This is a genomic window from Anaerolinea thermophila UNI-1 (assembly GCF_000199675.1).
Classification (GTDB): Bacteria; Chloroflexota; Anaerolineae; order Anaerolineales; family Anaerolineaceae; genus Anaerolinea; species Anaerolinea thermophila.
This window is the reverse complement of sequence record NC_014960.1, coordinates 2,615,331-2,636,053: the sequence shown is the minus strand read 5'-3', so window position 1 is coordinate 2,636,053 and position 20,723 is coordinate 2,615,331. Positions and strand designations below refer to the sequence as shown.

The following is a 20,723-nucleotide window of genomic DNA, read 5'->3' as shown; positions in this document are numbered from 1 at the left end:
GACTGCACCTTAACAACCCACAAAGGTTTTCGGAAGCGTGATGTTCCGCCGTCTTATTTCGAAAAGACGGGGGAAGGTCACCCGCCAGGACGGTTGCCGCCCCAATTCCTTCTGGAGGTGCGGTATGCCAAGAAACCGTGACTGGCAAGAGCGTGGGGTGCGCATCGGTGGGCGTGTTCTTTCGGAGAAAGAAGCGCAGGAACTCGTGTGTGAGATTCGCAAGCGCATTCGAGACCCGAAAGTCAGGAAGGAAGTGGAAGAGTTTCTTGCAGGTCGGCAGGTCGAGATTTCGCCTGAAGCCCTGGAGACCCTCCGCCTTATCCTGGTGTCCATCGCGATGATGCGCCCCAAGATGTGACTCTTGCCCCCTGAGGGGCGCTACCCGCGCCCCTCATCCTGATCGCCTTTTAGGGACGGGAGTGACCAGCCGATCAAGTCATTCAGAGCCTGTTCATCAATCTGGACAGGCTCCCCGATGCGGGCGATAGTGAAGATGAGATAGATCATCGTCTCCATCGGGTCAGCCGTACCGTGCTCCAGCTGGAGCAGAAACGTTTCGGGGAGTTCGGTCAGCAAGCGGTCGGTGCAGAACACCACAGGTTGGTCGTTGAGATACAAGACCTGTTCACGCAACCGGAAGCGGGGCAGGCGTGCAATCTCCTGCTGGAACATTTCAGCAACGGCCATGCGGACGATGTCGGTGGCTGTCACCCCCTTTCGTTTAGCCAGCCAGGCAATCTGGGTCTGAGTTTCGTCAGAAAGCCGAAAGCCTTTGATCTTCATCAAGATGTCTCCGAGCGGTCATTTGTTATAACGATGTTATAACAGATGGCTGCAAATGTCAACCCCCGCACCTTAACAAGGTTATATCGCTCGCCTGTCTCTCTTTCGGGTTGCCGCGCCAACCCGCCGACTCATACCCCTGGGTCGGCGGCGCGGAGCCGACCCGAAGGAGGATTGCTATGAAACGCTGCCCTCATCGGCGCACAATTGTGGCTAGTACCGGCGGGTATCACTACTCTTACTCCGCTGGGGTTTGGGACGACATCAAAGAGTACGTGATTTGTCTCGACTGCTTCAAGGTGATCGAGCGCGGGTGGTGGAGTTGGAAGTACCGCGTCATGCGCTACTACAACGTGCCACCTGCCAAAGCCGAAGAAGTCCCGTTCTAGTCCGATCTAGTCCGAATTTGGGCTGCCGCTCCAGCCCACTGACCCATTCATTTCACCGGGTCAGTGGTGCGGCACTGACCCAAAGGAGGATGACCATGAACGTAAGAGGTTTTATCGGCAGCGAAGCTGCAAAACGCCGAGAGCGAATGCTTGATGCTGTCAAAAAAGACTGCTTTCAAATTCAGTCTCGGCAGTTTTATCGCGGTGAGGGCAAAACCATCACCCTCTGGGAGGTATGGTCGAGCCATACCCACCGGCGGTATCCCCGGCTGTATGTGGTTTCACGGGTAGAAGCGCAGGGGCGTATTGCTTTTGGCTGCACCTGCCCGGACTTTGAATCTAACGGGCAGTGGTTCCCCTGCAAGCATATTCTGTTCGTGCAGCAGGGAGGTTAACAATGTCCTCGGCGTCCTCGGCAGTCGTGGAAATCCAATCCCTTCCCACACCAGACCGGGGCGAGTGGCGGCCCGGCAGCCTGGTGGTCTCTAGACGGACGAAATGGATCATCCAAAAGATCATCCGCATCCAGGACAACGGCAGGGTCATTGTTTACCTGACCCGTCCTAAAGGACAAAAAATCCACCTTGCGGTTTTCATAGAAACCCAACGTGGATGGGTCATGGGATCACCTACCAAAATCCCATTTTAGGCGAGCGAGTAACACCGGCAGGGCTACCCAGCCCTGCCCCAATGAAAATTCCACCCCGCACAGTGCATAAGGCGGTGCAAGTCCGCCGGGGTGATTTCCCGCAAGGGGCAGAACTTTAACAACCGCATAGGCGGAAGGGACGGGTAAATCTCCCGGTCTCACGGTCTCCCTCTGCCGCTTACCCAAGGTAGGCGGTGGAGCGAGGCCGTGAGGCTCTCCCCTGACGCAGCAGGGCAATACACTAGTTATTGCTCCCGGCTGCGGACGGGGGCGCAAAAGGAGGTTTTTACCATGTCCACTCTTTCTTCCATCTTCACTTTGACCGGTCTGACGCTGGAGCAAGCCGTTCAGCAATTAGACCAAGAGTTGCCCGCCGGAGCGTACAAGGCGGTACCGGGAGCGGTTGACCTGACCGACATTGACCCGAACTGGATGCGGAAAGTCCTGAATCACATTTTCGGGTTGTGCGGTTACGGCTGGGGGTACGAATTTTCCCCCGGCGATCTGGAACACCGCTACGAGTCCCGCACCAATGCGAGGGGCAATGAATACGGCGTTTATGTGGCCGTTCTCACCCACCTGCGCTTCTGGTACAAGCTTGTTGACGGGAACACCCAGTACAACTGCTCCGTCCATGCCACCGGGGCCAGCGAAAACGCCAACATTGCCTACGCCATGAAGGGAGCGATCACCAACGCTTTGGGGAACGCCGTATCCAACATTGGCTTCCAGGAAAGCGTGTACCTCGGGCTGCGGTCTCACAAGGACTTCCAGAACGTCCCGAACGGCAACGGCAAAGTGAATGCGCCACAGCCTGCGCCTGCCGCTGAACCGGCTGCGGAAGGTGAATTGGCTGACCCCGGTCAGACCGTGATCCACTTCGGCAAGATGAAAGACAAAACGCTTGCCGAGGTGTGGGCAAGCGGCGCGGCGGGAAAAGGCTGGATCCGCTGGGCTGCGAACACGGATGGCAAGGGATTTGACCCCCAGGGCAAGCCCGAAAACATCCGCTTGCAGCGCATGGCGCGGGCGTTTCTCAGTCTGCAAGCCGCCTATGCGGGCTAACCCCCCTGCGGGAACTGAGCCGGACGACCCCGTCCGGCTTTTTCCTCACCCTGCGTAGTGTCTTGGGGCGGCGCAACTCCGCCCAGGGTGACCTTGGCAAATGGTCGTGCCTCCGTAGTTCAAGGGATAGAATAGCGCTCTGTCGAAGCGTAAGATGCGGGTTCGAATCCCGCCGGGGGCACCCACTTGCCGAAAAAGAGGGCTTACCCAGCCCTCTTTTTTGTTGCAAAACTTGAATTTTTCCGAGATAACTGCTATGATAAAAGCGCTTCGACAGAGCATCCGCGAACTACGGAACACAAGAGAGGGCAGAAAAGCCCTCTCTTGCGTTTTTATGTTATTTCAAAATTGATTGGGTGATTGTTTTAGTTTAGTCCCCCGAAGGGACAAGTATCGGCATTTGATCCCATCTCTCACCATCCAACAACCGCCCCGATTTTTTCTTATTCGTTCCGCCCCATTGCTTGAAAAAGAAGGGAACATGATTCGCAAGGCATTGATCACGAATTTCACGCACCCATTCAGGCTTGATGGGACGGGCATGCGGTCCAGATTCGCCGCCGACAATAACCCAGTTTATCCCTTCTAGATTCAAATTTGAAATTGGACCTAAGAGAGGTTCTAGCGATAGAAACTTTACTTTTGCATGAGTGTTCCTCAAACGGTCAATACGGATGGTGTAATTCTGATTTTCAACGCTAACCCCCATCCAGACATTTGCAGACCATTCAAGAATTGGATCAAGTTCAAGCAATCGTTCGGCGCGTTTAGTAAGAACCTGGAAAGTGTGCCAGTAAGCGCGGCGCATGACATCAAAAACGCTTTGAATGAACTCAACAGGAACGTTCTCGTGGAATAAATCGCTCATCGAGTTGACGAAGATTATCTGAGGTTTATGCCAGGATAGGGGTTCTTCGAGAACTTCTGGATGCAATGTTAATCGAAATCCATCCCTGTACTTTTCCTGACCCATTGCTTTCAAGCGTTTTGCCATCCGTTCAGCATAACAGTGTTTGCAACCCGGACTAACCTTATTGCAACCTGTAAGAGGGTTCCATGTGGATTCAGTCCATTCAATTCGGCTACCAGCCATATCACAACCTTTTCGAACATCGTTTCTATTATTATACAAGAAATTCCACTGATACTCCATCAGGAAATGAATTCCGTATCCGAGGTGAGCCGTCCATTTTGTATGCGTACACCTTAATCTTTTGTTCGTTTTCTAAAATGCTGAGAGCCTTTTTGGCATGAGAGGCAGTATAAGGAGTTTGATCTTCAACGAAATCGTGAATGATCTCATTTGTTGTCACCGTTTGTCCACAAAACTTTTTCGCTAAAATATTCGCTAACTCGACAATTGGGGCATCCTGAAACAATACAAGTTGATTGGGATCGGTTGCGTCTGAAAACAAGTATCCTGTTTGGGGATCCACCTTCCAGAAAGCCTCTTTCATTTTCAGGTGACCTAGGCGATGAGATGAAGCAAAGAAAAGATAATATATGGGCTGATTATATTGATCTCTCATTTCAAAATATCGAACGAATTTAGCGTGAGTTAGGAGCTGCTCTTGATATAGACATCTTAAAGCCTGAAATCGGTCTCCAGAACCGGATAAAACCTTTGTTACTTTAGACGTACCGAACATTCGAATAATATGATTTTTTATTTCAGGATTAGGATGGTCTAGAAAGCGATTGATGGAATCTACCATTATGTTAATAAAAATTTCTGTTTTAGGGTTGCTTAAGAATTTTGCAACTATGTCAAAGGGGATACCACTAAAACCGAATGGATCAATAAAAACAAACGTTGGAGCTAAAAGAGCACCTTCATCGCTAAGATCGCTGAAGAGTTCAGACATTTTCTCTTCAAACGTTCCATTGATGGGGAAAATAAGCATGTTTTGTGGATACTGTTCAGATCTAATTTTGCTCTCTAAGTTCTCGATGCGGTCTTTCCTCTCATCAATAAATATAAATACGAATTCAGTGTTTTGATACTTGGTGGCAAGCGGCCTGGCTTGTTGTAATGCGATGAGGGGCGAACCAGGTTCTCCGTCTTCGTACTCGCCCGGCCCACAGAAGCCATCAATATAGACTATCCTGGGAATCTTTTGTCCAAGAATGCCAAACCATGCACCCAAATAACGGCGCAAAATTTCATGTTTGGCTTTGGTATGCGGATCGATTTTCCATAACTTGGTTTGTGGAGGTGCCATAAAAGTTCCCTTTTTGCAAATGGAATTCATCCTTCCAGGATTATTCTTATGTAATCGTAAGGTTTTCCATCTAGAAGGGGGCGATTTGGAAAGAGGATGTGCTTTTGTGTAAAACGATCCAAATCCCAACTACCGTCATCGTATTTAATCCTTAGTTCTGGATATGGAGTGGCCGATATGATAAAAGAATCGAGACGAATATCCGTTCGTCCGGTTCGGTTTGCTATGTCTACCGCCAATTCCGGCAAACGTTCGTGCAGACGCGCTTTATCGTCAAGATTATACGGCTTGGCGTAAATCATGCCATGAGGCTCAACAAAAATGATCCGCTGTCCTTTATTGTCCAGCACCCATAGGATAAAATCGGGGTAAAAATTGTTTTCCCCAAAAAATCCGATGCCTTTGCCGCGGCTTAGATTGCGTAAAAGGAACACTTCTTTCTCTGGTGGTGAATTTTTGCTCTCCGATTGCCAATAATCCCTCAAATCCTTGACAAAGCGGCTTTCACTCTCTTCCAGCGCAGGCGGTTGAGTGATCACAAGATCATTCTTTTTCAGTAAGAGCGGTAAGTAGATGTGACGGTCGAAGTTCAGCCGCGGCAGGTTTCCGTTTTCCCCCTTGATCAGATTTTGCAGATCATCGCTAAGTTTTCGGATGGCTTCGATGATCTCTTGCTTTGATCTTGAAACTTTGACAATATAAGCCGGTTTGCCATTTTCGTTGACATGGCGGTTAAAAGCCAAGTTCGGATCATTTTCATCCAGAGTTTTGTAAACCAAGTGCATTCTTTCCCATTCTTCCCGTTTGTGGCGGTAGAAACGGTCAACATATTTCCGCAAAATATCGGCAACCGCTTGTTGAAGCGCATTACGATCGGTGAAAGTACGAGGGTTGAATACCGATTCATCGGCGACGAGGGTGTAATTGAAGTCCGGGTTTTCAATAATTCGGCGCAGATTTGTTTTGGGGATCACCAGATTGGTAAGCCCCCTATTTTCTTTGTAGGCAAGCACATCAAGGTAGATTTGTTCCCAATCCACCAGGGCTAAGTTATCGGCGGGTATCTTACCTTCAATTCCCGAACGAAGTTGAGATTCCCAAAGTCCCGGTGCGCTGCTTTCCAGGGCCTGAACCTTTGTCGATAAATCAACGTGAACTTTCACATCGGAGTCAAAATCGAGCCGAAATTGTGCTTCGTTGATAAATTCCCGCCCTTCGGCCAGGCGCGGCACAACCAATCCCCGTTCGAGAAATTGCTCATTTGCCCACACAAAAAGCGGAAGGTCAATGACTTCATCCGTTTCAACGCCTTCTCGTTCCAAATAATCACGAAATTGCGCCATGTAGTTGGCACGCACGGCAAAGATGTTCAAAGTTTCCAGTAATTTGATGTGTTTTGGGTGATCGCCACCAAGCGCTGAGCTTCGCTTGAGCAGAAAATCCTTTCCGCGCAAACGCACGCCGCGGCCAAATAGCTGGATGATTTGCGAGCCTTCCTTCCGGCCAATATTAAGCAATCCCATGTTGGAAACCCGCCAGGAATTCCAACCCTCCATGAATTTTTTTGCGCCAATGAGGATATTGATTTCGGAGTCGAGACGGTTGATTTTCTCAAACAACGAAGCAGAGATGGCATCTTCCCCCAAGGTAATTCCCGATGAGTCCTCTTCAAGAAGCTTCTTGAACTCCGCTGCGTCTCCAATGTAAATCAAACCGAAATACTTATCTGCACCGGCCGCTTTGAGTCCCAACTCCCCGGCATTGTTCTTGATGCCGAAAACATGCAGGGCTCCGCTTGCGGGCGCATGAAACACGCTGTTGAGGATGTCTTGGTACAATGCTTGGGGCTTGATGCCTTTTTCATTGAGATACGGAAATCGACCTGCAAAGACGTCACTGCCATCCGTTGTGACCAATCCGCTTTTACCGTCCAGCAATTTTTTGACGGCTTCAACCGCCCAATTCTGCTTGTTTTCCAAAACGCGGTGAAGAAAACGCGCCACCGTCAGCACATCGCTGCGCTTTTGATTGTTTTGGCTGTACACCGCGTTGACGGTGCTGCCCACAAACACCCAGAGGGGTTTTTCCAGATTGTAGGAACGCAATGCTTCGCGTTGTTCTCGGTATAGGCAATTTTGTTCGTAAAAAGAAAGCAAATTTCCCAGAAGAAGCAAATCGGTTTTTTCATCGTCGGTTTCATCCCGCAGATTGAGAATGCGGAAGTCCTTTCCGTAGCCGTCGCCGTAAAAATAGCGGTAGGAGTAGTCGAAGACGATGGCCTTACCGTATTCGGCGGTGAGTGGGTCATTGCGCGCCGCCGAGAGCGCCTGCCCAAAGGTGGCGCTGTACTCGAAGGTGAAGCCGGTCTTGCTCAGCGCGTCGCGGTACTTGCGCCAGGCCTCGCCGCCCGAACCCTTGTGTCCCTCATCCACAAAAATGAGATTGCGCCCCTCAAAAGCCTCAACCGGGACACTCACGCCGCCGCCGCGCTTTTCCTCCACCAGTTTGGTGATCTCGATGACCTGCACCACGTCCCGGCTGTCACTCCACAGTCCACCCGTGTTTAGGTCGAAGCGCCGGGCCGGGATACCGGAAACCGCCAGTTCGGCCAAATGCTGTTCACTCAACCCTTCATTAGGTGTGATGAGTAGAATGTTGTCCAGATTTTCCTTGTTGTAGTGCAAGAACTGGTAGTAGTTCAGGTGCAAAAGCAGGGTTTTCCCACTGCCGGTAGCCATCCAAAAAGCCAGCTTGGTCAGGTTGTCTTCGGAAAATTCTTCAAAGGGTTGTTCTTCGGGAATTTTCTTGGAGTTTTGCTCGTGGACGAAAGTATTGAGTCGTTTTAGAAATTCGCTGCGGTAATTGAACAAATTGTCCAGGACGATTTCGGTGTAAAGCGCGGCCAGATATTGGAAGTACCGCAGGGTGATCCGCTCGGCTCGACCGCGATTGACAGCTACAAGGTAATTGCGAATGTTGTCATCGTAGCGTTTCAGAGCATCCTCGGGTATTTTGACCTTGCTTCCGCGAGCGATGAGGTGGTAATAAAGATAACTCCGCCCCTCAGCATCAAAACCCTCCGCAACATCGCGTGTGTCGGACAGCAGTTCTTTGTTGGTCTCGTATCCGAATAGGCGGTTGAGATAGGCAAGAAGAATCAACCGGTTTTCCAGTTTGGTATATTCCCGGGTGTCGTTGCCGGTGTGGGATTGGGGTTGCAGTGTCCGACTGCGATGCAGCATGTTCATTCTCCTTTGATGCTCTCAAAGCCTTCTCGGATAATCTGCGCCATTCTCTTTTGTCTTTCTTTTTTGAAAAGAACGTCTGTCATGGTACACCTATATCTCCGCAAACATGCGTTCTTTGAACACCGGATCCAAAGACTGCGCTTCGGGAACGAAGGAATCCCCGTTGACAAAAACATCATCCGCGTCTGCGTTTAGTTTTTGCCGAACGATAAAATCTGCGTCCCGCTTATAGTCCTCTTCCATCCACCCTTGGGTCTCCCGCCAGATGACAACGGTCGTGCGGCCGCTGCGCAGACGTCCGCGATAGACCAGATACCGCCGTCCGTTGTCTTCATAAACCCGGCGCGTTTCTACATCCAAGCCCAGCAGGTAATTGAAGGTCTCGGGCAAGTCCACCGGATGCTCGCGGGTTTCGCCGTCGCGGTACAGGTGGAGTTTGTAGGAGAAGGGCGTTTGCAGTTTCTCCACATCCAGCAGGGTTTCGCTCCTGCGGGTTTCCCACCGGAGCATGTAGCGGAGCAGGTAGTCGTCTTTGAAGAGTTCCAGCGCCTTTGCGCCGCTCTCCTCGTCGAAGGCGATGTTGTTGAGGGCGTCCTCGTACGACTCCAGGCGGATGACCTTGACGATGCGCGGGGAGCGTTCGGCCTCTTCCGCCGTGGCCGTGCGCTTGGGTTTGCCGTCCTTCCACTCCGGCGAGAAGGTGACCTTCTTGATGCGCGGCAGGAGCACGGTGTCGAAGTAGTGCGCCATCTCTACCAGGATGAACTTACGCCGCCTGCCGTCCTCGCGGTTCAAGTTAATCACGGCGTGACCGGTGGTGCCGGAGCCGGCGAAGAAGTCGAGAACAGTTTGATTGATGTCATGAGTCCCAAGTTGCACGATTCTAGAGATTAGAGAAACTGGCTTCGGGTTAGTGAAAACTATGGAGTTAAATTGGTCTTGTAATAACCTTGTACCGTCTGCGGTCGTTTCTACATCATTCCACCAAGTGGTTGATACGCGACCGCGTTCCTCGGCCTCAATCAAGAATCGCTTACGTTGTGGACCGCCTTCACCTGTCTTACCAAACACGATGCGGCCTTCTCTAAGTAGCTTTTGGAACGTATCGTAATCGTTTTTCCAGCTACATCCTGGGTTGGGACGATAAACCCGACCAGTGTTCGGATTAACAATTTCGTATTGTTGGTTGGGACGTATCCCTCCCACTTGGAAAGGGTCAGCTTTCCATGGTCCTCTGGGATCGTTATCGGGGTTTTCGAAGCCCTCGAGTGGATCTGGTAGACGAAAGTGGTGGCGATTACGAGTAAAATATGAAATTTGGCGAGCGTATACCAAGTTATGGGTGTGTCCCACAGAAATCAACGCTGTGTTTGTTACAGTCTTAGTAGAGTTCCATTCAATGTTGCCAACAAAATTTACCCGGCCAAACACTCGGTCAAGCAAGTATTTGAGTGAAGAAATTTCATGATCACTGATCGAAGAAAAGAAAACACCACTCTCTGAAAACAGGTTTATCAATAAGCCCAGTCTGTCCGACATCATGCTTTGCCATGAAGCATACTGGTATCCATCCTTGTACAAGAAGTCGTCCTTTCCGGTGTTGAAGGGCGGATCAATATAGACACACTTCACCCGCTCGCGGTACTTTTCCAGGAGCAGGTTGAGCGCCTGCCAGTTTTCGGAGTGCACCAGCAGGCCATCGGTCATCTCGTCTAGGTTGTCGAAGGAAGCCAGCAGGCGGTCGGTGAAGTCCGGCGAGAAGTGGCGCGTATCCAGCGGCAGGGTGGGGTGGGCTTGCAGAAAGGTAATTGGATCATCCGGTTTCTTTTCCAAAAACCCCAATGCCCGCCACTCCTTCCACTGCGCGTCATTGGCGGCAATCTCCGGGTAAAAGGCTTGTGGGATGTTGCCGACGGTGATGACGTAGAAGGTCTCGGTGACGAACTTCTTCTTCTCCCAGAGCATCTTCTGGAAGTCCTCGATCTGCGCCAGAAAGTCAATGATGGCGTTTCCCACGCGCTTGATCAGGCGCAGTAGCTGAAACCAACCTTCGGCCAGATCTTCCCCGGCCGCCTCTATCTCCTCCAGGTTGAGCACTTCGTTTTTCAGGTAAAAGTCCAATTCGCGGGAGAGAAACCCCCTGAGATCTTTGTGGATGAAAAAGTCGCCAGTGTTGCGGCGGGTGTACCGACGCAGGTGGCGCTCCAAAAGAGACACGGGGGTGTCGTCCTCGTTCTTTCGACATTCCGCGCTGAGCGCAGTCAGGGCTTCGGTGTTTTTGACGCGCTTGGGAATTTCAGCAACGGCTTTGGCAATGATGGCCTCCTGCTGGTTCTTTTGCCCGTAGGCAATGTTCTCCTGTTCGGTGAGCGGGCGAAACTCAAAAGGAATGATCAGCGTTCGGGTTGGTTCTTCCCAAGTAATGTCCGAAAGCGCGGGCAGGAAGAAGCGTTTATCACCCTTGACGTTGTTCTGCTCCACATCGGCCTGCCGGAGTTTGAAGTGTATGGTCACGCCGTTGGGGGCTTTGTAGGTGTAATCGGTGAAGTACTCGCCGGTTTTGACGTAGTACTGGTCGTGATTGGCCCAGTAGAGATACACCTCCTCGCCGTTGTAGGGGATGGCGTAGCGTTCTTTCTTGGAGTAGCGGCGTTTGGAGATAAAGTCGCCGTCCTGCCAGTAGCGACTAAAGAAGGTGTAGAGGTGATTGTAAATGGCGGCTTCCAGCGCCTCGATGGGATGAGTATCCGCAGCTTTTGTTTGGGCTTCCAGGTACTCCTTGCCGGTTTTGGTCTCACGATACTTTTCGGCTAGGTTACCGTTTGCGTCCAGCGCATCTTCACCCAAGGCGTCCAGCACTTTTCGGCGGGCCTCCTCCAGAGCCTTGCGCGCCTGCTCTTGTTCGGCCAGCGCGCCGCTGCGCAATTCTTCGGCAACGGCTTTTGGCAGGTCTTCGGTGATAAAGCGCTCAATGACCTGCCGCTTGCGGTTCATAATGCGGTAGATGCCGAAATCCAGGTCGGCGCTGTCGAACTCAAACAATTCACGGAGCAGGCTTTGAAATTTTTGCAACGGCTCGCTCATCGGTTACTCCAAAATCAAAAAAATTTGATTAAGTCCTTACCTGTTAAGTATGATCGCCCGCGCAGTTGCGGTTCACTTGCGCGGGCGGCAAAAATTTGCTATGCTAGGTTTTGCCGCAACGCGCCTTCACCGCGTTGCCTTCTCAGCCTCGCCGCGGAGACCGGCGGGGCTGATTTGTCTTTGGGTATTAGTATAGCAAATTTTTTAACTTTCAGAGCCGTTTTGAGGTGGGAGAATCGCTCCTCGATACCAAAACTTACATCGTCGAGGAGGTAAATATGATTACAAACAAAACCCCCACTGTCAAAGAATTGGTTGACGTATTTTTGGAGTCACAAAAGGGTTTTATTTCAGATTCTACGCTGAGATGGTATGTCTTCTATCTGCGTCCCCTTGTGGCTCATCTTGGAGACAGAGAAACAAATTCTATAACTACAAGCGACCTTATCAATCTGTTTCATTTGATGAGAACAGATGATCGTGAGCCTTATACCCTTTTTAATTTTATTAGAGGATGGAAAAGGCTGTTTCGCTGGGCAGTTGATGAGGGATACATTGCTATGAATCCAGCAAAAAAATTGAGGCGTCCGCCTCTTCCCCAGAAATCCCCGGCAGGAATTCAAGCAGAGGATTTATCAAAAATGTTAGATGCGGCATCAAAAACAGGAACGCCAGAAAGAGACTTGGCGCTGGTTTTATTTGTAGCAGACACGGGTGTAAGATTAGGCGGTGTAGCCGGTCTCACCGTAGATCGCTTGGATATAAATAAGCGGCGTGCTATCGTGTTAGAAAAAGGGAGGGGAGGGCAAAAAGAGCGTGTGGTTTTCTTTTCTTCTCGCACTGCGATTGCCCTGGAGAACTGGTTAGAAAAGAGAGGGGAAACGGAAGATCAACGTGTCTTCTTGTTGAAGCCAAACGGAATTTACCAGTTGTTCAAACGATTGGCTCGCAAATCAGAAATAACCGGAAAATGGAACCCACATTCCTTTCGCCATGCCTATGCCCGCAAATTACTTGCAGAGGGTGTCAGTATCGGTATAGTGAGTCATCTCATGGGACATTCTAATGTTCAGGTTACGATTGACTTCTACGGACGTTTTTCTCACGATGAACTTCAGGAAATCTACGATAAGATCATGAACTAACTGATTTCAGCAATCTGCCTCTTCCAGTAAAAGGAAGAGGCAGTCTTTTAAGCCATTGGTTCAGGGTTCGAATCCCTGCACGCTCACTTTTTATTTTAAAATCCCGAAAGAGGAAGCGATTGGTAAACTTGGTTCAGGGTCCCCATCGAGGGGATGCTATCCAGTCCTCGAACGCGTACTTAGAAAATCCACCATCGCTTTTTATACACACTGGGACGCTTAAGGTTGAGCAATTCGTTCACCCCCTGTTGGTCAAAGCGTTCGAACAAATCCTCAGAGCCCTTTTTGAGTTTCATCTCCATTTCATCTTTGTATAGTGGAATGACACTGAGGAAGAATACCGTTTTATTCTCAGCGATTTCCAGCGTCCAGAAATCCTGGGGTGATAAAACTGGCAGGCCTAGAATGATGCCTGAAAATTTTGTGTTGCGCGCAAATGGACGTGCAGGTTCCCCATTGGCGATGGTATGACCAAACCAGAGCCAGGTATTGTACTCATGGGGAAATGTGGCAAGGGTTTTCAACTGCCGGATGGGCCAGTAGAAGGTTTCATCCTGCAGTGCTTCATCGGTAAGAAGCCAGTAGGAAGGCAAGCAAATCATTAATTCGGCATACTGGAATTTCTCTGCACCTGGCGGGGCTTTCATCGGGCGCTGGCTCATCCCGCTGGTTACCAGAGTAAAGAAGTTTCGTTCAGGGGTGGGATTTACCAGGAAAATGTCCAGATGCACAAGATCGGAGATGATCTCGTGGTAAACCATGTCAACTTTGCCGATGAAACGCTCAACGTGCTGCTGGATCTTTTCCATATCGGGGTAATCCACTACCCTCTCAGCCGGTTTTGAGCGTGGTTCATAGCGGTAAATGGGCGTACCGGAAGGCGTGCTTTCTATTTTCCTGGCAGGTGCAGAATTGTCGTCCATCGTTTTACTCTGTTTTCTTTTTTGAAAAGACCCACACCAGCACACCGCCCGCTACAGCCAGTGCCAGAAACACCCATAACCACGGCGCTGAGGACATACCTGATTCTGTCCCTTCCGGGGTCGGGGTTACCTCTACCACCGTGGGCGTGGGACTGGGCGTAGCCGTCGGTGGAACGGGTGTAGCGGTGGGCGGCAGGGTAGGGCTGGGGGTGAAGGTCGGTGTCACGGGTGGAGTGACCTGCAACAGGATGCGGTCTCCGGGATGGATGATGGACATGGCGTTCAACCCGTTCCATGCCATCAGGTCGTTCAGGCTCACCTCGTACAGTTTGGCAATCCACGCCAGCGTTTCCCCACTCTGAACGGTGTGATAGTATTTGCCATCGGCGGCGGGGGTAAGTTTTTCGATAGGCGTCAGCGGACGCGGGGTTGGGCTGGGAGTGATGTTCCCCGGATAGATAATGAGTTTCTGTCCAATTTGCAGGGGCCAGTCTGCCTGGATGCCGTTGTACGCCAGCAGGGCGTCCACAGTGGTTCCGTATGCCTCGGCAATGCGGATAAGTGTCTGGTACGCCTTAACTTCATGGACGATTCTTCCGTCAGCATCCGGGGTGGCTTTCTGAATCATCCATGCCGGGGTGGGGGTGGCGTATCCAGCGGTATTGCTGCTGGGGATGAACAATTTTTGCCCTACTTGCAGGGGGACATTGCGGGAGAGGTTGTTCCAGATTTCCAGATCCTTGATGGTGACTTTGTACGCTACGGCAATTGCCCACAGCGATTGCCCGCTTTGGACAACATGGAAGATTTTACCGTCCGCGTCTGGCGTTGCGACTTTAACCGGTACGATGATTTGCGGCACGCCAGGATTGACCGGCGTTTCGCCGGGCTTGGGGGTGTAGTTGGCGGGTGGGCGGTACTCTCCACAGGATTTCCCCGCTACGTATGCCGCTTGAAGGACATAGTAGGTCATGCCATTTGCCGCTCTGGCAACTCCCGCGCCAACATGACAGTAAGCCGGGTTGACGGCTGGAATCATGTGGTCAGGGTCTGCCCATGCCAGCATGATTTCGTCAATGGTGAAGGTACTGCCAACGGCAAAATTCTCAGTCGCAAACACCTTAGCTCCACCGCCGTACCCTGCCGACTGCAGGCGCCCGGAGACGTTGCCAATATGCCACGACATTTGATTTGCCGCCATAATTTCAGCCGTGGACTGCGCCACAGCGTTGATGATGGGGTCTTCTATCAAAGGGGATAAGCCGTTTGACACCCGCAGGGTGTTCATAGCGAGAATCAGGTCGTAGGCAGTGACCTCGCTTGAGGGCGCGTTGAGCTTTACCTCGTCTTCTGCCTGTGCAGGTGATACAGAGGACAATAAAATTGCCAGAAGGCTGATGAAAAGTATCCAACGGGTCCAGGTTTTCACGCGGTAATTATAACGGGAAAGTTAAGGCGTTTTTGCGATTAATCATCGTAGTAAATTGCCATGTTGCCCAGCACTTTCCAGGAATTCTCAAACACTTCGATGGGAACATCGTAAAAAGCCCCATTGCTGATGTAGCGCAAGTGGGTTTTGCTGTAACCGGTTACCAGAATGACATGCTCATACGCTGCTACAATGACCATGTTGCCTTCTTTGTCGGTGTACTCATACGGTATACCCCCTTCGACGTTGCCGATGACCCAGACAATCACTGGTTGATCGTTTGCCAGTTCGGCTTTTATTTCTTCTACAGACCAGCCTTTAACTGCACGGGCGGGGAGACCGTACTGGTTGAGCAAATTTGCTACTGGTTGGGCATGTACCCCGTATCCATAGGGTGGAATCTGCCCCCAAGGGGCATTAACATCGCCCACAAAACCCTTTTCGGGGTTATCGGAGCGGGGAAGTTCAAACTGGAAGTTGTACTCTGAGATGGTCACGCCAAAATATGCCGCCCAGTCGGTAGCCACCGCCGCTTCGCAACTTAAAGAGAAGTACTGTGGATGTCCTGAAATATTACGAATAAAATGTTCCTCTGGAAATGAGGGTGGGGAAGGTTCGGTTGCTGTAGCGGTGGGTGTGGGAGTAGGTGGGATGGGAGTGGCTGTTGGCGGAACAGGTTGAAACGGAGTGGGAGTGGAAGTGGGGATTGGCGTGGGGGTGAATGGTGAAATTTTTCCCATTAGTGCAAATCCCACACCACTTCGCTCTACTTGCTGTACGCCCAATGATTGGTTGATGTTTGCAGAAAGCTCTGTGGCAGGCTTTCGAGTAGTAAATTCCACGCCTGTACAGGTGGAAAGCAAAAGAAAAACGAAAAGGGATAGGACAAGATGAATGCGGGCAGGTTTTGGCATATCGTTCGATGACAGAGGGTAATAAGTTGACCTTTTCATTGTACTGGATTTGACCCATTGAGTGAGAAATTTTTCATTGACATTTCCATATTTATTGGTTAAGATACTGCCCATGATGAATATTCGTTTTGCACTGCATCATCATACCAACCTCCACGAACTTTGGGGCGGAGGTCGGTAGCGCTTATCTGTTATACCCGTGAATGCATACCCCCGGTCCGCCGGGGGTATTTTATTTTTGAAGAAAGGGACTCAAGAAGCGGATTCTATGAACATGGTACAACCTTTGCAAAATTTGGTGCGGCTTTCATTACCTTCCAAAGGCAGGCTGGCTGAGGATGCCCTGGCTTTTCTGCAGGCGTGTGGTTTGAGCGTGTACAAACCAAATCCCCGCCAGTATGAGGCTACCATCCCAAGCCTGCCCGGGTTGACAGTGCTTTTCCAGCGCCCTGCAGATATTGTCGTCAGTGTGCGCGATGGCAGTGTGGATTTTGGCATTACCGGTATAGACGTCATCGAAGAGCGACGCGGAGAAAACGGCAGTCTCATGGTACTTCATGAATCCCTGGGATTTGGGGCTTGCGCACTTTGCCTTGCCGTTCCGGAAATCTGGAACGGTGTGGACAGCGTTGCCCGACTGCGCCAGTATGTGGAAGAATTGGGGCGTCCCTTGCGGGTAGCGACCAAATATCCTGTGCTAACCGGTCGCTTCCTGCGCAATGCGGGTATACCTCACGTGCTAATCTCTGCGGAAGGCACGCTGGAAACTGCTCCTGCCATTGGATATGCAGACATCATTTCCGACCTGGTTTCTTCAGGTCAAACCTTAAGGGATAACCGTCTTCGTCCGCTTACTGATGGAGTGATTCAACCCTCGCAGGCGGCTCTGATTGCCAATCGCGCTTCTTTGCAACGCTCTCCTGAGGCTTTGCAAATTGCTCGTCAACTGCTGGAATACATCGAAGCCTACCTGCGCGCCCGCGATGAAGTAGCCATTTTTGCCAATATGCGGGGCACTTCTCCGGAAGAACTTGCCACCCGCATTTTCACTCAGCCCACCATTGCCGGTTTGCAGGGACCAACCATTTCCCGGGTGATTGTGCGCTCAGGTGACCCCAACTGGTATGCGGTTAATGTAATTGTGCCGCGTTCGCGTTTGTTCCAGGCTATCAGCGAATTACGAGCCGTTGGGGGGAGTGGGGTCGTTGTGGTGCCGGTGAATTACATTTTTGAGGAAGAACCCCCCCGATATACTGCCATGCTGAAAGCCCTGGCAGAAGGATAAGGAGGAATCCATGTTACGAAAATTTTCCGTTGACGAAGCCCGAAATGCCATTCTCAAGCGTATTCCCCTGGATGAGGCGGAAGTTTCTCCCCTCATTCTGGACCGCATTACTGCACTGTTTGGCGAGCCGCTTTCTCCTGAACAAGCCGTGATGCGGATTTTACGCGACGTGCGCCGGCGCGGTGATGCCGCTCTGCAGGAATGGACACAACGATTGGATGGTGTTTCCCTGACAAATTTCCGTGTGCCCAAAGAGGAAATTCGATCTGCTCTGCAAACCCTGAGTGATGTTCAGTTGAACGCTCTGCGCCTTGCCGCCGAACGCATTCGCCGCTTTCATCTGGCGCAACCCCTGACTTCGTGGCTGACCCAGTCCATGGGAGGTACGCTGGGGCAACTGGTGCGCCCCATTCGTCGGGTTGGCGTTTATGTGCCGGCGGGTAGCGCACCGCTTCCTTCATCAGTATTGATGTCGGTCATCCCGGCGCAGGTTGCCGGTGTGCCGGAAATTGTCGTGGTGGCTCCGCCCATGCGCAGTACTGGGAAGGTAGATCCCGTAATCCTGGCGGCATGTGCCCTGTGCGGCGTGGACGAGGTATATGCCCTGGGTGGGGCACAAGCCATTGCCGCGCTGGCATATGGCACTGAAAGCCTTCCTGCGGTGGATAAAATTTTCGGTCCCGGCAACCTGTTTGTTACGTTAGCCAAAAAGCAAGTCTTCGGTACGGTGGGCATTGATGGATTGGCAGGACCAACTGAAACGGTTGTCATTGCCGACGACTCTGCTAATCCCGAATGGGTGGCGGCAGACCTGCTGGCGCAGGCGGAACACGATCCGCTGGCTTCGGCGATTTTGCTCACTCCCTCAGAGCCCTTGATTGCGCAGGTGCAGGAAGCCGTAAGTTGTCAACTTCAGGAACGTCAGCGGGCAGAGATCATTCGTCAATCGCTGGAGGTTCGCAGTGGGGCAGTGTTGACGGCAGACCTGGACGAGGCTGTGGCGCTTGCTAACGAGTACGCACCGGAACACCTGTGTCTTTCGGTAACCCAGCCCTGGGCGCTGGTTCCTGAAATCACTGCGGCGGGTGGAATTTTCCTCGGTGAGCACAGTTTTGAAGTTCTTGGAGATTACGTGGCAGGTCCCAGCCATGTCATGCCCACGTGCAGGACTGCCCGCTTTGCTTCACCCTTGAATGTCTGGGACTTTGTTCACCTGATACATCTGGTGGCGCTGGATGAAGCCACCACGAAAAAGATTGCCCCGGCGGCGGCGATTATTGCCGAGCGTGAAGGACTGGATGCTCATGCTTTTTCAGCGAGGTTGCGATGTTAAGCCCATCTCCACGCTTCAACGATTTTCCGCCCTACACCCCGATTGAACCGTTTGAAGTGCTTTCTGCGCGCATGGGGATTCCCATGGAGCGCATCGTCAAACTGGATGCGAACGAAAATCCCTATGGGCCATCTCCGAAGGTGAGCAAAGTCCTGGCGTCTTTGCCGTTTGTCCACATCTATCCGGATCCCGAAAGCCGTGCCTTGCGGGAAAGACTGGCAGAATTTACCGGCGTGCCCGTGGAAAACCTGATGGCTGGGGCGGGTGCAGATGAATTGATTGATTTGATTCTGCGGGTTATGCTTGAACCCGGCGATTGCGTTTTGAACTTCCCGCCGACTTTTGGAATGTATGCCTTTGATACTCGCTTGAACGCCGGTCAGGTGGTGGAAATCCCCCGCCGCGCAGATTTTTCCCTCGACCTTGAGCGCGTGCTGGATGCCGTGCGCCGTTATCGCCCCAAGGTCATTTTTTTGACCGCACCGAACAATCCCGATGGGCAATTGCCTCTTCCGGAAGAAGTAGAAGCCCTGCTGTCAACCGATGCTCTGGTGGTAATGGACGAAGCCTATGTTGAGTTTACCAGCGCTGGAGGTAGGTTGGGGGAACGTTTGAGCCGTATTCGGCAGGTGCTGGAGCGCGATAATCTGGTGGTGTTGCGCACCTTCAGCAAGTGGGCTGGGTTGGCAGGGTTGCGGGTGGGCTATGGGGCGTTTCCTGGTTGGCTCTTGTCTGTCCTGTGGAAGGCCAAACAGCCTTACAACGTAAACGTTGCCGCTAATGCCGCGGCGCTGGCATCTTTACAGGATTTGGAAGGCTTGGCGCAAAACGTGGAAAAGATTCGGCAGCAACGTCAGGAACTTTTTGAGCAGTTGTGTGCTGTTTCTTTCCTGAAACCTATTCCATCGGAAGCCAATTTCATTCTTTGCAAGGTGGAAGGAAAAGAGGCGAGGGCCGTGAAGCAAGCCCTGATGCAAGAAGGTATTTTCATCCGCTACTATGACACGCCGCTTTTGCGTAATTATATTCGTATATCCGTAGGGCGCCCACAGGATCATCAAGCCCTGATGGACGCACTGCGTAACTTGGAACGGGAGGCTTAACATGAAAGCAGGTGTTGTTGTGTTCGAGGGTTTTTCCAGTCTGGATTTTTACATGGTGGTTGAGCCATTGCTTTCCCCCAAAAAAATCTATCTGGAAAGGCTGGATATCTGTGCCCGGGTGGGCGAGGTGTACGATTCCAGCGATTTGCATGTGTTTGCCACCCGGCTCGCACCGGATTTATCCGGCTATGACTGGTTGATTATCCCGGGCGGTGAGGGAGTCTGGAAGTTGCTCGACAATCCGGCGTTTCTAGACTGGTTGAGCACCGCCGCCGATGCCGGGCATCTGGTGGCTTTGCGGGAAGGCATTTTGCTGGCGTCGGCAGCGGGCTTGTTGAAGGGCAGGACGGTAGCCTCTCTGCCTGAGTGGGAGGAGCGTCTCCGTCAAGATGGAGCCGTTCCTGTACGCCAACCCAGTGTGATGGATTCCCATTACCTCACGGCGGTAGATCGCAGGTCAGTGCTTGCCCTTGGTGAAGCCATTGCCGCGGCAATTGCCTTGAATCAACCGCTTCAATCCATTCAGGGAGGATCAGGAGAGACGGTTTATTCCTCCCGAGAAGTGGCAGTGGAGCGCAATACCGGCGAGACCCAGGTGAAGGTGCGTCTCAATCTGGATGGGAGCGGGGTGTGCCAGATTCAGACTGGCTTGGGATTCCTTGACCACATGCTGGAACAGGTGGCGGTGCATGGCTTGTTTGATTTATGGTTGCAAGCCAGTGGAGATTTGCACATTGATCCCCATCACACAGTGGAGGATGTGGCTCTCACGCTGGGCATGGCGTTTCAGCAAGTCCTGGGGGATCGCAAGGGCATTGTGCGTATGGCGTCATTCACTGTTCCGATGGATGAAAGCCTGGCGATGGTGGCGCTCGATTTCTCCGGCAGACCTTTTTGCGTGTTCGATGCCCTCTGGAATGCTCCAGAAGTTGGGGGTATTCCGGTGACCTTGATGGAGCATTTTTTCCAGAGTTTTGCCCAAACGGCTCGCTGTACCCTGCATGCGCGGGTGTTGTATGGCAGGGATGATCATCACAGAGCCGAGGCACTCTTCAAAGCCCTGGGGCGGGCACTGGCTCAGGCGGCGCAGGTAGATGCCCGCCGTCAGGGCAAAGTGCCTTCCAGCAAAGGGGTGCTGGTGTGACTCGTGG

At 51.8% G+C, this 20,723-nt stretch carries 18 protein-coding genes, 1 tRNA gene and 1 pseudogene; 11 read left to right on the top strand and 9 right to left on the bottom strand.

What is annotated here, in order from left to right; all coding sequences use genetic code 11:
* Positions 1–124 precede the first annotated feature (124 nt).
* Entirely contained in the window at positions 125–358 is a 234-nt protein-coding gene (locus ANT_RS11940) for a hypothetical protein (protein ID WP_013560783.1), read from the top strand.
* 20 nt (positions 359–378) lie between these two features.
* Here ANT_RS11940 and ANT_RS11935 read toward each other — a convergent pair whose 3' ends face one another.
* Complete coding sequence (locus ANT_RS11935; protein ID WP_013560782.1) at positions 379–783, bottom strand: ribbon-helix-helix domain-containing protein; 405 nt, start codon at positions 781–783, stop codon at positions 379–381.
* A gap of 179 nt (positions 784–962) precedes the next feature.
* Between ANT_RS11935 and ANT_RS11930 the strand changes: the two genes are divergently transcribed.
* Entirely contained in the window at positions 963–1,172 is a 210-nt protein-coding gene (locus ANT_RS11930) for a hypothetical protein (RefSeq protein ID WP_013560781.1), read from the top strand.
* A gap of 95 nt (positions 1,173–1,267) precedes the next feature.
* Positions 1,268–1,567, top strand: a complete 300-nt coding sequence (locus ANT_RS11925; RefSeq protein WP_041455020.1) for an SWIM zinc finger family protein — start codon at positions 1,268–1,270, stop codon at positions 1,565–1,567.
* 230 nt (positions 1,568–1,797) lie between these two features.
* Here ANT_RS11925 and ANT_RS17435 read toward each other — a convergent pair whose 3' ends face one another.
* On the bottom strand, positions 1,798–1,983 hold the full coding sequence (locus ANT_RS17435; RefSeq protein ID WP_013560778.1) for a hypothetical protein: 186 nt from the start codon (positions 1,981–1,983) through the stop codon (positions 1,798–1,800).
* 129 nt (positions 1,984–2,112) lie between these two features.
* On the opposite strand from ANT_RS17435, the gene ANT_RS11910 reads away from it, so the two are divergent.
* Both ANT_RS11910 and ANT_RS11905 read left to right on the top strand, forming a co-directional pair.
* A complete protein-coding gene (locus ANT_RS11910) occupies positions 2,113–2,886 on the top strand; it encodes a hypothetical protein (RefSeq protein ID WP_013560777.1) in 774 nt (257 codons plus the stop codon).
* 108 nt (positions 2,887–2,994) lie between these two features.
* Positions 2,995–3,067, top strand: a tRNA-Asp gene (locus ANT_RS11905).
* A gap of 189 nt (positions 3,068–3,256) precedes the next feature.
* Here ANT_RS11905 and ANT_RS11900 read toward each other — a convergent pair.
* The 4 genes from ANT_RS11900 to ANT_RS11885 form a co-directional block, all read right to left on the bottom strand.
* Positions 3,257–3,979, bottom strand: a complete 723-nt coding sequence (locus ANT_RS11900; RefSeq protein ID WP_013560776.1) for a DUF5131 family protein — start codon at positions 3,977–3,979, stop codon at positions 3,257–3,259.
* A gap of 31 nt (positions 3,980–4,010) precedes the next feature.
* Positions 4,011–5,108: a three-Cys-motif partner protein TcmP gene (locus tag ANT_RS11895; protein ID WP_013560775.1), complete on the bottom strand. Its 1,098-nt coding sequence runs from the start codon at positions 5,106–5,108 to the stop codon at positions 4,011–4,013.
* Between the two features lie 26 nt (positions 5,109–5,134).
* On the bottom strand, positions 5,135–8,350 hold the full coding sequence (locus tag ANT_RS11890) for a DEAD/DEAH box helicase family protein (RefSeq protein WP_155818139.1): 3,216 nt from the start codon (positions 8,348–8,350) through the stop codon (positions 5,135–5,137).
* A gap of 96 nt (positions 8,351–8,446) precedes the next feature.
* Complete coding sequence (locus ANT_RS11885; RefSeq protein WP_013560773.1) at positions 8,447–11,440, bottom strand: site-specific DNA-methyltransferase; 2,994 nt, start codon at positions 11,438–11,440, stop codon at positions 8,447–8,449.
* A 278-nt stretch (positions 11,441–11,718) separates the two neighbouring features.
* Here ANT_RS11885 and ANT_RS11880 point away from each other — a divergent pair, with 278 nt between their 5' ends.
* Entirely contained in the window at positions 11,719–12,585 is an 867-nt protein-coding gene (locus ANT_RS11880; RefSeq protein ID WP_013560772.1) for a site-specific integrase, read from the top strand.
* Between the two features lie 179 nt (positions 12,586–12,764).
* On the opposite strand, the gene ANT_RS11875 is transcribed toward ANT_RS11880, so the two are convergent.
* Genes ANT_RS11875 through ANT_RS11865 form a run of 3 tightly spaced genes read right to left on the bottom strand, consistent with a single transcriptional unit; the run spans position 12,765 to position 15,677 of the window.
* Entirely contained in the window at positions 12,765–13,508 is a 744-nt protein-coding gene (locus ANT_RS11875) for a suppressor of fused domain protein (protein WP_013560771.1), read from the bottom strand.
* Positions 13,509–13,512: 4 nt separating this feature from the next.
* Positions 13,513–14,937: a LysM peptidoglycan-binding domain-containing protein gene (locus tag ANT_RS11870; protein ID WP_013560770.1), complete on the bottom strand. Its 1,425-nt coding sequence runs from the start codon at positions 14,935–14,937 to the stop codon at positions 13,513–13,515.
* Positions 14,938–14,975: 38 nt separating this feature from the next.
* Positions 14,976–15,677 carry a C39 family peptidase gene (locus tag ANT_RS11865; protein WP_041455017.1) on the bottom strand — a complete coding sequence of 234 codons (702 nt, stop codon included), beginning with the start codon at positions 15,675–15,677 and terminating at the stop codon, positions 14,976–14,978.
* A 442-nt stretch (positions 15,678–16,119) separates the two neighbouring features.
* Between ANT_RS11865 and hisG the strand changes: the two genes are divergently transcribed.
* The 5 genes and pseudogenes from hisG (at position 16,120) to hisB (ending at position 20,716) form a co-directional block, all read left to right on the top strand.
* The gene (gene hisG, locus ANT_RS11860) at positions 16,120–17,136 is read left to right on the top strand and encodes an ATP phosphoribosyltransferase (RefSeq protein WP_049784903.1); all 1,017 of its coding nucleotides are present in this window, start codon (positions 16,120–16,122) and stop codon (positions 17,134–17,136) included.
* 10 nt (positions 17,137–17,146) lie between these two features.
* Entirely contained in the window at positions 17,147–18,469 is a 1,323-nt protein-coding gene (gene hisD / locus ANT_RS11855) for a histidinol dehydrogenase (protein WP_013560767.1), read from the top strand.
* On the top strand, positions 18,463–19,572 hold the full coding sequence (gene hisC / locus ANT_RS11850; protein WP_013560766.1) for a histidinol-phosphate transaminase: 1,110 nt from the start codon (positions 18,463–18,465) through the stop codon (positions 19,570–19,572). The genes hisD and hisC overlap by 7 nt, the downstream gene beginning before the upstream one ends.
* A gap of 1 nt (position 19,573) precedes the next feature.
* A pseudogene (locus ANT_RS18095) lies at positions 19,574–20,047 on the top strand (DJ-1/PfpI family protein); the annotation flags it as partial.
* Positions 20,048–20,092: 45 nt separating this feature from the next.
* Positions 20,093–20,716 carry an imidazoleglycerol-phosphate dehydratase HisB gene (gene hisB, locus ANT_RS18090; protein WP_041455639.1) on the top strand — a complete coding sequence of 208 codons (624 nt, stop codon included), beginning with the start codon at positions 20,093–20,095 and terminating at the stop codon, positions 20,714–20,716.
* Positions 20,717–20,723 lie beyond the last annotated feature (7 nt).

What these genes read in the sequence shown, in the direction of transcription:
- ANT_RS11940 (WP_013560783.1), top strand. Translation starts at nt 125, where the DNA reads ATGCCAAGAAACCGTGACTGGCAAGAGCGTGGGGTGCGCATCGGTGGG.
- ANT_RS11935 (WP_013560782.1), bottom strand. Translation starts at nt 783, where the DNA reads ATGAAGATCAAAGGCTTTCGGCTTTCTGACGAAACTCAGACCCAGATT.
- ANT_RS11930 (WP_013560781.1), top strand. Translation starts at nt 963, where the DNA reads ATGAAACGCTGCCCTCATCGGCGCACAATTGTGGCTAGTACCGGCGGG.
- ANT_RS11925 (WP_041455020.1), top strand. Translation starts at nt 1,268, where the DNA reads ATGAACGTAAGAGGTTTTATCGGCAGCGAAGCTGCAAAACGCCGAGAG.
- ANT_RS11910 (WP_013560777.1), top strand. Translation starts at nt 2,113, where the DNA reads ATGTCCACTCTTTCTTCCATCTTCACTTTGACCGGTCTGACGCTGGAG.
- ANT_RS11900 (WP_013560776.1), bottom strand. Translation starts at nt 3,979, where the DNA reads ATGGCTGGTAGCCGAATTGAATGGACTGAATCCACATGGAACCCTCTT.
- ANT_RS11895 (WP_013560775.1), bottom strand. Translation starts at nt 5,108, where the DNA reads ATGGCACCTCCACAAACCAAGTTATGGAAAATCGATCCGCATACCAAA.
- ANT_RS11890 (WP_155818139.1), bottom strand. Translation starts at nt 8,350, where the DNA reads ATGCTGCATCGCAGTCGGACACTGCAACCCCAATCCCACACCGGCAAC.
- ANT_RS11885 (WP_013560773.1), bottom strand. Translation starts at nt 11,440, where the DNA reads ATGAGCGAGCCGTTGCAAAAATTTCAAAGCCTGCTCCGTGAATTGTTT.
- ANT_RS11880 (WP_013560772.1), top strand. Translation starts at nt 11,719, where the DNA reads ATGATTACAAACAAAACCCCCACTGTCAAAGAATTGGTTGACGTATTT.
- ANT_RS11875 (WP_013560771.1), bottom strand. Translation starts at nt 13,508, where the DNA reads ATGGACGACAATTCTGCACCTGCCAGGAAAATAGAAAGCACGCCTTCC.
- ANT_RS11865 (WP_041455017.1), bottom strand. Translation starts at nt 15,677, where the DNA reads ATGGGAAAAATTTCACCATTCACCCCCACGCCAATCCCCACTTCCACT.
- hisG (WP_049784903.1), top strand. Translation starts at nt 16,120, where the DNA reads ATGAACATGGTACAACCTTTGCAAAATTTGGTGCGGCTTTCATTACCT.
- hisD (WP_013560767.1), top strand. Translation starts at nt 17,147, where the DNA reads ATGTTACGAAAATTTTCCGTTGACGAAGCCCGAAATGCCATTCTCAAG.
- hisC (WP_013560766.1), top strand. Translation starts at nt 18,463, where the DNA reads ATGTTAAGCCCATCTCCACGCTTCAACGATTTTCCGCCCTACACCCCG.